Source organism: Tepidiphilus thermophilus (assembly GCF_001418245.1).
Classification (GTDB): domain Bacteria; phylum Pseudomonadota; class Gammaproteobacteria; order Burkholderiales; family Rhodocyclaceae; genus Tepidiphilus; species Tepidiphilus succinatimandens.
The window spans coordinates 220284-232224 of sequence record NZ_LIPU01000001.1; the positions used below are offsets into that span (position 1 = coordinate 220284).

General features: G+C 69.5%; 9 protein-coding genes. 7 read left to right on the top strand and 2 right to left on the bottom strand.

Annotated features, from left to right (window positions below; genetic code table 11):
* The first annotated feature begins 30 nt into the window (after window positions 1-30).
* The 6 genes from trpD to ASC37_RS01110 are packed head-to-tail and all read left to right on the top strand — an operon-like array spanning window position 31 to window position 8046.
* Entirely contained in the window at window positions 31-1083 is a 1053-nt protein-coding gene (gene trpD, locus ASC37_RS01085) for an anthranilate phosphoribosyltransferase (protein WP_055422595.1), read from the top strand.
* Window positions 1080-1880: an indole-3-glycerol phosphate synthase TrpC gene (gene trpC, locus ASC37_RS01090; protein WP_055422596.1), complete on the top strand. Its 801-nt coding sequence runs from the start codon at window positions 1080-1082 to the stop codon at window positions 1878-1880. Before trpD ends, trpC begins: the two co-directional genes overlap by 4 nt.
* Before the next feature lie 38 nt (window positions 1881-1918).
* Window positions 1919-2944, top strand: a complete 1026-nt coding sequence (locus ASC37_RS01095) for an efflux RND transporter periplasmic adaptor subunit (RefSeq protein WP_072247875.1) — start codon at window positions 1919-1921, stop codon at window positions 2942-2944.
* Entirely contained in the window at window positions 2941-5997 is a 3057-nt protein-coding gene (locus ASC37_RS01100) for an efflux RND transporter permease subunit (protein WP_055422597.1), read from the top strand. The genes ASC37_RS01095 and ASC37_RS01100 overlap by 4 nt, the downstream gene beginning before the upstream one ends.
* A 43-nt stretch (window positions 5998-6040) precedes the next feature.
* Complete coding sequence (locus ASC37_RS01105; RefSeq protein ID WP_055422598.1) at window positions 6041-6694, top strand: protein-L-isoaspartate O-methyltransferase family protein; 654 nt, start codon at window positions 6041-6043, stop codon at window positions 6692-6694.
* Complete coding sequence (locus tag ASC37_RS01110; protein ID WP_198288957.1) at window positions 6691-8046, top strand: TolC family outer membrane protein; 1356 nt, start codon at window positions 6691-6693, stop codon at window positions 8044-8046. The genes ASC37_RS01105 and ASC37_RS01110 overlap by 4 nt, the downstream gene beginning before the upstream one ends.
* Here the strand turns inward: ASC37_RS01110 and ASC37_RS01115 are convergent.
* Window positions 8021-9379, bottom strand: a complete 1359-nt coding sequence (locus ASC37_RS01115; protein WP_072247876.1) for a 3-deoxy-D-manno-octulosonic acid transferase — start codon at window positions 9377-9379, stop codon at window positions 8021-8023. The genes ASC37_RS01110 and ASC37_RS01115 overlap by 26 nt on opposite strands.
* 95 nt (window positions 9380-9474) lie before the next feature.
* On the opposite strand from ASC37_RS01115, the gene ASC37_RS01120 reads away from it, so the two are divergent.
* A complete protein-coding gene (locus ASC37_RS01120; protein WP_055422599.1) occupies window positions 9475-10281 on the top strand; it encodes a symmetrical bis(5'-nucleosyl)-tetraphosphatase in 807 nt (268 codons plus the stop codon).
* Between the two features lie 4 nt (window positions 10282-10285).
* Here the strand turns inward: ASC37_RS01120 and ASC37_RS01125 are convergent, their stop codons facing one another.
* Window positions 10286-11938: a methyl-accepting chemotaxis protein gene (locus ASC37_RS01125; RefSeq protein WP_055422600.1), complete on the bottom strand. Its 1653-nt coding sequence runs from the start codon at window positions 11936-11938 to the stop codon at window positions 10286-10288.
* Between the last annotated feature and the right edge of the window lie 3 nt (window positions 11939-11941).

An 11941-nucleotide genomic window follows, 5' to 3' on the forward strand; every position in this document is an offset into this window, starting at 1 on the left:
GGTTTTCGATGAATCGGACGAGGGGTTGAAGTGGGAACGAAGATCACGCCGCGGGAGGCGTTGCAGCGCACAATCGAGCTGCGCGAGATTTTCTACGACGAGATGCTGGATCTGATGCGCCAGATCATGGCCGGCGAGGTCTCGCCGGTGATGATGGCGGCGATCCTCACGGGGCTGCGCGTGAAGAAGGAGACGGTGGGCGAGATCACCGCCGCGGCCCAGGTGATGCGCGAACTGGCGCTCAAGGTGGAAGTGCCACCGCCGCACGATCATCTCCTGGACGTGGTCGGCACGGGGGGGGATTCTTCACACACCTTCAACGTGTCGACCACGAGCGCCTTCGTCGTCGCCGCGGCAGGGGGCAAGGTGGCCAAGCACGGCAACCGCTCGGTGTCGTCCAAGTCCGGCAGCGCCGACGTGCTCGAGGCGCTGGGCGCGGACATCGAGTTGCCGCCGGAGGCGGTGGCGCGCTGCATCGCCGAGGTGGGAGTGGGATTCATGTTCGCGCCGGCGCACCACAGCGCCATGAAGAACGTGGCGGCGGTGCGGCGCGAGATGGGCGTGCGCACCATCTTCAACATTCTGGGGCCGCTCACCAACCCGGCCGGGGCGCCGAATTCGCTGCTGGGCGTATTCCACCCCGATCTGGTGGGGATCCTGGTGCGGGTGATGCAACGGCTCGGTGCCAAGCACGTGCTGGTGGTGCACGGGCTCGACGGGCTCGACGAAATCACGCTGGGCGCGGATACGCTGGTGGGTGAATTGAAGGAGGGCGAGATCACCGAGTACCGCATCCATCCGGAGGATTTCGGCCTGCCGATGGCCTCGAGCCGCAACCTCACGGTGGGCGACGCGCAGGAATCGCGGGCGCGGCTGCTGGCGGCGCTGGAGGGTGAGGCGGGGCCGGCGCGCGACATCGTGCTCTTGAACGCCGGGGCAGCGCTCTATGCGTCCAACGTCGTTCCTTCGATCGCCGAGGGCATCGAGCGCGCCCGCGAGGCGATCGACTCGGGCGCGGCGCGGGCCAAGGTCGATGAATTCGTCGCTGCCACGCGCCGTCTGGCGCAGGAGTCGGGGCGATGAGCGACGTCTTGCAGCGCATTCTCGCACGCAAGCGCGAAGAGGTGGCCGCGGCGCGGGCGGCCAAGTCCCGGACGGAGCTGGAGGCGGCAGCGCGGGCGCGGCTCGAGCGCGATGCGCCGCGCGGGTTCGTTGCCGCCATCGAGCGCAGGCTTGCGGCTGGTGAGCCCGCGGTGATCGCCGAGATCAAGAAAGCGAGCCCCTCCAAAGGGGTGATCCGGCCCGAGTTCGACCCGGCCGCGATCGCCCGCGCCTATGAAGCGGCCGGTGCCGCGTGTCTGTCGGTGCTCACCGACCGGGAGTTTTTCCAGGGATCGCCGGAATACCTCGCGGCGGCGCGCGCGGCCTGTGTGCTGCCGGCGCTGCGCAAGGATTTCCTCGTCGATGAATGGCAGGTGTGGGAAGCCTGCGCCCTCGGCGCCGATGCGGTGCTGCTGATCGTGGCGGCGCTCGAGGATGCGGCACTGCGCGATCTGGCCGCCTTGGCCCAGGAGCTGGGGCTGGACGTGCTGGTGGAAGTGCACGACGCGGCCGAGCTCGAGCGCGCGCTCGCCCTGCCGGTGCGGCTCGTGGGCATCAACAACCGGGACCTGCGTACCTTTGCCGTGTCGTTGGAGACCACCTGGGCGCTCTTGCCCCGCATTCCGGCCGACCGGATCGTGGTGACGGAATCGGGCATCGGCACGCCCGAGGACGTGGCGGCGATGCGCACGCGCGGCGTGCAGACTTTTCTCGTGGGCGAAGCCTTCATGCGCGTGCCCGACCCGGGCGCGGCTTTGCGCGCGCTCTTTTTTGCCTGAGATTGGGGAGTGCGCCAGTGCGGCGATGGGGATGGGTGATGGCGGCCTGTGTGCTCCTTGCCGCCTGTGGGCGGCAGGAGACGCCGGCGCAGCAGCAGGAGCAGGCGGTGGTGGTGCGCACGGCACCGGTCCGGGCGGCGGAGCCAGCCCCGCTGGTGCTCTCCGGCACGGTGCGGGCGCGCTACGAGTCGCCGCTCGCCTTCCAGGTGGGCGGGCGCATCGTGGCGCGGCTCGTCGACGCAGGGGCGACGGTGCGGGCCGGGCAGACGCTGGCGCGGCTCGATCCAAAAGACGTGCTCGCCCAGCTCGAGGCGGCGCAGGCGGCGGAGCGTGCCGCCCAGGCGCAGTGGCGTCTGGCGCAGAACGAGCTCGCGCGCACCGAGCGCCTGGCGGCGCAGCGCTTCGTCGGTGAGCAGGCGCTCGATCGGGCGCGCACCCAGCTCGAGGCCGCGCGCTCGCAGCTCGAGGCGGCGCAGGCGCAGGAGCGGCAGGCGCGCCACGCCATGGAATATACCGAGCTGCGCGCTCCGGCCGACGGCGTGCTCATGGAATGGAGCGCCGAGCCGGGGCAGGTGGTGGCGGCGGGGCAGCCGGTGGCCATGCTGGCACAAAAGGGCGAGCGGGAGGTGGAAGTGGCGCTGCCGGAGCGCTTCGGCCGGCAGCCGCCGCCGCGTGGTGAGGCCGTCCTGCCCGACGGCTCAGCGGTACCGCTCGAACTGCGCGAGGTGAGCGGAGCGGCCGATCCGGTGTCGCGCACCTTCCGCGCGCGCTATCGCCTGCTCACTGCCGAGCCGCCGCCCCTGGGCAGCGTGGTGCAGGTACGCCTGCCGCAGCCGCCGGTGGAAGGCTGGGAAGTGCCGGTGGGGGCGATGGACGAGCGCGGCGCTGGTCCGCGGGTCTGGCGGGTGAAGCAGGGGCGCCTCGAAGCGGTGCCAGTGGAGGTGCTGGCGGTCGAGAACGCCACGGCGCGCGTGCGCGGCCCCCTCGAGGCCGGCGATCATGTGGTGGCTTTCGGCACCCACGTGCTGCGCGAGGGGATGCGGGTCGAGGAGCGCGCACCGTGAGTTTCCCCAATCTCTCGGCGCTTGCCGTGCGCGAGCGCGCCGTCACCCTCTTCTTTTTGATCCTGTCGGCGCTCGCGGGGCTGTACGCCTTCCTCGGCCTGGGGCGGGCGGAGGATCCGGCCTTCACCGTGCGCATCCTCATGGTGTCGGCGCTGTGGCCGGGTGCGACGGCGCAGCAGATGGAAGAGCAGGTGGCCCACCGCCTGGAGAAACGGCTGCAGGAGCTGGAATACCTCTACCGGTTGACGACGACGGTGCAGCCGGGACGGGTCGACATCCAGGTGGAGTTCGAAGAGTATGTGCCGCAGCGCGAGATCGGGCGGCTGTTCTATGAAGTGCGAAAACGCATGTGGGACGAAGGCCCGACGCTGCCCAAGGGGGTGATCGGCCCCGTCGTCAACGACGATTTCTCCGACGTCTATTTCAGCCTGATGGCCCTGACGGCGCCGGGAATGCCTTCGTGGGATCTGGTGCGCGAGGCCGAGGCGCTGCGCGACCGGCTCGCCCGCGTGCCCGGCGTGCAGAAGGCACAGCTCATCGGCGAGCGTCCCGAGCAGATTTTCCTGGAGCTCGACCTCGACCGTCTCATCCAGCTGGGGCTGACGCCGCAGGCGGTGTTCGATGCGATCGACGCGAACAACGCCCTGGTGCCGGCCGGATTCATCGACACCGCCGGGCCGCGGGTGTACGTGCGGCTTCCCGGGGCGGACCTGTCGCAGGTGGAGCGCATCGCCGCGGTGCCCTTGCGCGTGGGTGGACGCATTCTCACCGTGGGGGAACTGGGCAAGGTGCGCCTGGGGGTCGAGGATCCTCCCTCTTTCCTGGTGCGGGCCCACGGCGAGGAAGCAATCCTTCTTGGCGTGGTGATGCAGCGCGGGGAAAACGGCCTCAAGCTGGGCAAGCGGCTCGCGCGCTTCGTGGCCGAAGAAAAGGCCCGCTTGCCGGCCGGCATGACGCTCTCCGTGCTCACCAACCAGGCCGAGGCGATCGCGCACGCCGTCGATCTCTTCCAGGTGAAGTTCCTCGTGGCGGTGGCGGTGGTGATGGGGGTGACTTTCCTCACCTTGGGCTGGCGCGCCGGGGTGGTGGTAGCCGTGGCCATTCCGGTGACGCTGGGGCTCACCTTTCTTGCGATGCGCTGGAGCGGGATCGACCTCGACCGCGTCTCGCTCGGCGCCCTGATCCTCGCCCTGGGCTTGCTGGTCGACGATGCCATCATCGCCATCGAGATGATGATCGTCAAGCTCGAAGAAGGCTGTGACCGGATCGCGGCGGCCGGCCATGCCTGGAACGTGACGGCCAAGCCCATGCTCTTCGGCACGCTGGTGACGGTGGCAGGATTCCTGCCCATCGGCTTTGCCCGCTCGGCCGTGGGGGAATACGCCGGGAACATCTTCTGGGTGCTCGGCTACGCCCTGGTGATTTCCTGGTTCGTGGCGGTGGTTTTCACACCTTATCTGGGCGTGAAACTGCTGCCGTCCTACCGCAAGCGCGAGGCCGGGCATGGGGTGTACGATTCCCCGGCCTACCGCCGCTGGCGCGTGGCGATCGCCTGGTGCGTGGACCGGCGCAAGACGGTGGTGACGGCGACGCTCGGCTTGCTCGCACTGGGGGTGGCCGCCATGGTCGGGCCGGTGCAGAAGCAGTTCTTTCCCAGTTCGGATCGGCCGGAGGTGTTGGTGTCGATCTGGCTGCCGGCGGGCTCGGCCATCGAACGCACCGACGAGGTGGCACGGCGCATCGAGGCGATCCTCGCGCCCTTGCCAGAGGTGCGTTCGGTGTCGGCCTATGTCGGTCGCGGGGCGCCGCGCTTCTTCATCTCGGCCAACCCCGAGGAGCCCGATCCGGCTTTTGCCAAGATCGTGGTCGTGACCCAGGGGGTGGAAGCGCGCGAGAAAGTGATCGCGCTCTTGGAGCAGCACCGGCAGGCAGGGGAATTTGCCGAGGCGCGCATCCGCGTGCACCGCCTTCTCTATGGTCCGCCGGTGCCCTGGCCAGTGGCGTTTCGGGTGGTGGGGCCGGATCTCGAGGTGCTGCGCCGTCTGGGTGAGGAGGTGCGCGCGGTGATGGCAAGGAATCCTCACGTGCGCGACGCGCATCTGGAGTGGAACGAGCGCGCGCCGGCATTGGTGCTGGAGGCGCCGGCCGAGCGCCTGCGGGCCATGGGCTTGACGCCGCGGGAAGTGGCGCGGCAGCTGCAGTTCGCTTTGAACGGCATCCCGGTGACCGAGGTGCGGCGCGACATCCGCACCGTGACGCTGCTCGTGCGCGGCGAGGCGGCGGTGCGCGACCCGGCGCGGCTCGAAGGCCTCGAGCTGCGTACCCTCGACGGCGCCCGCGTGCCGCTGGGGCAGGTGGGGCGGCTCGAAGTGCGCCACGAGGAAGTGCGCTACAAGCGCATGGATCGGGAGCGTTTCGTCGCGGTGCAGGGCGAACTCGAAGGGGCGCAGGCGGTGGACGTGACCGAGGCGCTGTGGGAAGCGCTCGCGCCGCTGCGCGCGGCACTGCCGCCCGGATACCGTCTCGAGGTGGGGGGCACGGTGGAGCAGTCGCGCAAGGCCGATGCATCCATCCAGAAACTGCAGCCGGTGATGGTGGCGGTGATGCTCATCCTCATCATGCTGCAGATGCGCGAGTTTGCCGGCACCTTCATGACCGTGGCCACCGCCCCCCTGGGCGTGATCGGGGCGGCGACGGCGCTGCTCGTCTTCGGCAAGCCGTTTGGCTTCGTGGCGCTTCTCGGTTTGATCGGCCTGGCGGGGATCCTGATGAGGAACACCCTCATCCTCACGCAGCAGGTACGAGACAATCTGGAGGCGGGAATGACGGCGACCGAAGCGGTGGTGGAGGCGGCGGTGCGGCGCACGCGGCCGGTACTGCTCACGGCGCTGGCGGCGGTGCTCGCTTTCGTGCCGCTGGCGACCGACACCTTCTGGGGGCCGCTCGCCTACGTGCTGATCGGCGGCGTGATGGCAGGCACACTCATCACCTTGTGTTTCGTGCCGGCGCTCTATGCGCTGTGGTACCGCCTGCCGCGGCGCGAAATGGGCTAGAATCGTAAGATCGTTCCATTTTCCGGTCGTAGGGAGCACGAGCATGGATTTCGAGCGGGCGCGATTCAACATGGTGGAGCAGCAGGTACGCACCTGGGAGGTGTTCGACCAGCGGGTGCTGGAGGCGCTGATGACGGTGCGGCGCGAGCAGTTCGTGCCGCCCGCCTACCGGACGCTGGCCTTCGCCGATGTGGAGATCCCGCTGGGTTTCGGCGAGCGGATGCTGCGGCCGGTGATCGAAGGCAAGGTGCTGCAGGCGGTGCAGCTGCAGAAAGGTGAGATCGCCCTCGAGGTCGGTACCGGTTCGGGCTACTTCGCCGCCTGCCTCGCGCACCTGGGGCAGTGGGTGCACAGTGTCGAGATCGTGCCGGAGCTCGCCACGCGCGCGCAGGCAAACCTCGAGGCCGAAGGGTTCGACAACGTCGAGGTGATCACGAGCGACGGACTCAAGGCGCTCGCGGCGCCCGGCCCTTTCGACGTGATCGTGCTCTCGGGCGGGGTGCCGGAAGTGCCGCGTTTCCTGCTCGATGCGCTCAAAGCCGGAGGCCGGCTCTTCGCCTTCGTCGGCGACGAGCGCTTCATGCACGGCCGGCTCTACACCTGTTCCGAGCCGGGTAAGGTGCGCTTCGAAGACCTCTTCGAAACGGTGGTGCCGATGCTGCGTGTGCCGCAGCCGGTGGCACCGGCGCTGGTATGAGCGGATCGCACGCGCGAAGGCGCGGCGCCGCCCGTACGCTGCTGCGGCGCATCGCCTTGGGTATGGGCGCCGTGGCCGCCTTTGGCGCCGGTGCTGCGCAGGCGGCCGACCTGCTCGCGCTCTACCGCCAAGCCTTGGTGCAGGATCCGAGCTATGCGGCGGCGCGCGCCTCGATGATGGCCGGACAGGAAAAGACCGTGCAGGGGCGGGCGCTGCTCTTGCCGAACGTGGCGCTCGACGCCAACGCGCTGCACAACCGCCTGGAAGCGAGCGAGCTCGACAAGGATTACGGGTCGCACCAATGGACGGTACGGCTCACCCAGCCGCTCTTTCGCCTGCAGAACTGGGCGGCGGCCAAGCAGGGCGAGCTGCAGACGAGTTTGAGCGACCTGCAGTGGGCGCAGGCGCAGCAGGACGTGGCGCTGCGCCTGGCCCAGGCCTATTTCGACGTGGTCGCGGCGCAGGAAGCGGTGGCGGCGGCCGACGAGCTGCGCCGCGCCGCCGGCGAGCAGCTGCAGTTTGCCAAGAAGAGCTTCGAGGTCGGCACCGTTACCATCGTCGATGTCGACGAGGCCCAATCGCGTTTCGATCTGGCCGATGCCCAGCTCATCGCGGCGCAGAACCAGCTCGACGTGGCGCAGCAGGCTCTGGCGGCCATCGTGGTCGACTTGCCGCAAAAGTATGCCCACTTGCGGCCGGAAGTGAAACTGCGCGGCCCCGATCCGGCGCCGATGGATCCCTGGGTGGAGGCGGCACAGAAGGACAACTTCCTGGTACAGCAGGCGATGGTGAGCCGCGAGATCGCCCAGCGCGAAGTCCAGCGCCGCCGCGCGGGGCATCTGCCCAGCGTGGACGTGGTGGCGCAATACGGCAAGTCGAAGGACCTGTCGCGTTTTCCGCCGTTGCAGACCGAGACGGTGGAGTCATCCCAGATCGGGGTGCAGCTGACGGTGCCGCTCTACGCTGGTGGCGCCATCCAGTCGCAGGTGCGCGAAGGGGCGGCGCTGCTCACCAAATCCGAGCAGGACGAGGAATACGCCAAGCGGCAGGCGGTGCTGAGCGCGCGGCAGGCCTATCTGGGTCTGACGAGCGGGCTGGCGCAGGTGAAGGCGCTGGAAGCGGCGCTGCAATCGTCCTTGTCGAACCTCGCATCCACCAAACTGGGCTACGAAGTGGGGGTGCGCATCAACGTCGATGTGCTCAACGCCATGGCGCAGGTGGCCGATGCGCGCACCCGGCTTTCACGGGCACGTTACGACACCTTGATGTGGCAGCTGCGGCTGAAAGCGGCGGTGGGACGGCTGTCGGAAGAGGACCTGGCCGCGGTCAATGCGCTTCTGGCCGAGGAGTGACGGGACCATCGATGCCGCGCTGCTCGAATCCAGGCTCGTGCTCGAGCCAGGGGGCGAGCAGGGCGAGCGTGCGTTCGGTGGCGCCGCGATGCGCCGCAAGGAAGATGGCGCCGTGGGCGATCGCTGCGGCGCGCTCGTCGGGCTGCTCGATCCAGCGCTGGGCGAGTTCGATCGCTTCCTGCGGGGTGCGCACCTGCACGATAGCCCGTGCCGCCACGCCCTGGGAAACGACCTCGGCGAAATTCTCCGTATGCGGCCCGACGATGGGGGGCGTACCGGCGGCGAGCGCCTCCAGCGGATTCTGTCCGCCGTGGCGCTCCCAGCTGCCGCCGATGATGGCCACGTCGGCGAGCGCGTAATAGGCGTAGAGCTCGCCCATGCTGTCGCCGAGCCAGACGTCGTCTTCGGGGTGCGGCAAGGAGGCGCTGCGGCGACGGTAGCGCAGGCCGTGGCGCTCGACGAGGCGGGCGACTTCGTCGAAGCGCTCGGGGTGGCGCGGCACGATCACCAGGAGCGGCGGTTCGCGGAAGAGGAAATCCTCCCGTTCGGCCCATTCCTGCCGCAACCCTTCCCAGGCGCGCAGGAAACGGGCTTCCTCGCCTTCGCGGCTGCTGGCGAGCACGACGACGGGGCGGGGGCCGATGGCCTCGCGCCAGGTGTGCGCCAGCGCGATCGCCGCGGGCTCCGGGCTCCAGTCGAACTTGAGATTGCCGGTGACGACGACCTGACGCGCCCCCAGCGCGCGCAGGCGCTGCGCATCGGCCGCGCTCTGCGCTCCGACTTGCACGAAGGCTTTCCATTCGAGCGGCAGCAGCCAGCGAAAGCGCCGGTAGCGGCGGAAGGAACGCTCCGAGAGCCTGGCGTTGGCGAGCACGAGCGGCACGCCCTGGCGCTTGGCCTGCCGCAACCAGTTGGGCCAGATCTCGGTCTCCATCACGATGCCCAGGCGCGGACGCGTGCGCTCGAGAAAGCGTCGCACCCAGCGGCTGTGGTCGTAAGGGGCGTAGGCCTGCACGATGGCCGGATCGTGGGCCCAGAGCCGCTGGCCGGTTTCCAGCCCCGTGGGCGTCATGTGGGTGACGAGGAGCCGCAGCCGGGGATAGCGGCGGCGCAGCGCCCGTACCAGGGGGTGGGCCGCGCGCGTCTCGCCCACCGAGACGGCGTGGATCCAGACGGTGTCACGCGCCTCTTCGGGCAGCGCGATGCGACCCAACCGCTCGCGCCAGCGCTGCGCTTCATGGGGGTCGCCGCGATGGCGCAAGCGGTGGCGCAGCCGCAGCCACGGCCAGGCGAGCCGCCAGAGGGCGTCGTAGATGTGATAACGTAAAGACACGGGCGCCGTCGCAGAAGGTGGGCGATGGTGTTAGTTTAGCAAGTCCGGCGGCGGTGCGTCCAAGTGCCGGAAAAGAAAGGGAGAGAGGACGCGGGATGGCGACCTATGCGATCGGCGACGTGCAGGGCTGCTTCACGGCACTGCAGCGCCTGCTCGAGGTGATCGGGTTTACGCCCTCGCGTGACCGGCTGTGGCTGGTGGGCGATCTGGTCAATCGCGGCCCCCAGTCGCTGGAAGTGCTGCGTTTCGTGCGCTCCCTGCCGCCAGATTCGGTCGAGGTGGTGCTGGGCAACCACGATCTGTATCTCTTGATGCGGGCGGCGGGTTACCCCAAACGCGCGCGGGACGACACGCTGGATGCGGTGCTCGCGGCGCCGGATCGCGACGAACTGCTCGACTGGCTGCGTGCACGGCCGCTCCTGGTGGTGGACGAGGCGTTGGGCTACGCGATGGCGCATGCCGGAGTGAGCCCGGTGTGGTCGCTGGCCCAGGCAGCGGCGCGCGCACGCGAGGTGGAAGGGAAACTGCAGGGGGAACTCGGCTGGCTGCTGCGCTTGAAGGGCGACCGTCCCTCGCGCTGGCGCGACGATCTCTCCGGCATGGATCGCCTCCGCTACATCGTCAATGCGTTTACGCGCATGCGCTTCGTGTCGCTGCGTCAGGGGGCGCTGGAGCTGGAAGCGAAAGGGCCGCCGGAGCGGGCACCCAAAGGCACGGTGCCGTGGTTTCGTTGGCCGCGACGCGTCCCCCTGGGGTTGCAGGTAGTGTTCGGGCACTGGTCGGCGCTGGGGTTCTTCGCCGGCGACGGAGTGCTGGGAATCGATACGGGCTGCGTGTACGGCGGGCTCCTCACGGCGGTGCGGCTGGAGGATGCGGCGGTGTTCTCGGTACGGGGGCCGTGAGGATTCAGGCACGGAAGCGCTGCAGCAGCGCGGCGAGCGTCTGCGTGAGCCGGTCGAGCTCACCGGCCGCGTCCCGGCCTTGGCGCGCGAGCTCGGCTAGCGTCTCGGCGGTGCCGGCGACCTTGGCTACTTCCTGGGCGATCTGGCGGTTGACGCCGGCCTGCTCGTGCACGCCGTCGCGGATGGCGCGGGCCTGCTCGCCGATGTCGTCCATGGTGCGCTCGATGGCGTCGATCGCTTCCAGGGCTTCGTGCGCAGAGGCCAGCGTCTCCTGGATGGATTCCTCTCCTTGGGCCATGTCTGCCGCCATCTGCGTGACGCGAGTCTCGACGCGATGGATCGTACCGCCGATTTCGCCGGTGGCCTGCGCCGTGCGCTCGGAGAGCTTGCGCACTTCGTCGGCGACCACGGCAAAGCCACGGCCGTGTTCGCCGGCGCGGGCGGCTTCGATGGCGGCGTTCAGGGCGAGCAGATTGGTCTGCTCGGCCACCTCGCGAATGAGCTCGACCACGTGGCGAACCGACCTCATCTCGCCGTCGATGAGGCGCGCGTCCTCGGCGAGCGCATCGAGCCGCTGTGCGAGCGCTGCGGCCTTGTGAGTGTGGGCGCGCACGCGCCCGGCCGCCGCCCGGCTGTGCTCGATGCCTTGGGCAACGCGCTCGGCCGCCTGCTGGGCATCGGTGGCGGTCTGATCCATGGCCGTGGAGAGCTCTTCGATGCCGGCGGCCATCTCCTGGGCGGATTCGGCCTGGTGGGCCGCCGTGCCGGCGGTGTGGCTGGCGCGTTCGCGTTCGGCGGCGACCGAGGCTTCCAGTTGCTGGGCCGCCTGGGCGAGCGTGGACACGAAACCGCGTAGCTGGGTGCGCATTTCTTTGAGAGCGGCGGCCAGCGAGCCGATCTCGTCGCGCCCGGCGTCGTCGAGCTCGTGGCGCAGGTCGAGCGCGGCCACGGCGCGGGCAAATTCGAGGACGGTGCGCATGCCGTGGCGCAGGCGGCGGGTGGAGAGGGTGGCGAGGGCGACGAGCAGCAGCGCTGCTCCTGCGAACAGGGCGGCGATGGCCAGGCGGTTGCGATCGGATCGCTCGGCGCTGCGTTCGAACGCGGCGCGGGTGCCGTCGCGCTCGAGCGCCATCAGCGCATCGAGCGCGGCGTGGACGTCGCGCAGCTGGGTCTCGATCTGCCCGATGAGCCCCCGTTGGGCGCGGCCCAGCCCGGCGAGATCGTCGCCATAGAGTTCGATGGTCTGGCGCGCGGTGTCCACCGCTTGGCGGAAACGGTGGGCGGATTCTTCCAGTTTGGCGAAGGCGGCGCGTTCGTCCTCGCCCATCGCGCGCTGCCCGAAGGTTGCGAGAATGGCGTCGGCCTGGGTGGCGGTGCGCTCGAGCGCTTGTGGGTCGAAGGAGGAGATTTTCTGGCTCGCGTCGGCGAAGACGCGATAGAGAAAACTCGCCTGCCGCTCGGTGAGCTGCTTGAGCTGGGCGAGATCGACCAAGGGGGCGACTTGGCCGCTGTAGGCGACACGCATCGTCTCGGTCTGCGCGGCGATGGTGTGATAGGCGAGCGCGATCACGAGCGAGAAGAGCCCGATCGCGATCGCGACCATCGTCCAGTAGCGCGCCTGCAGCGACAGGGAAAAGGAGCGAAGCGGGCGCGCCATCGA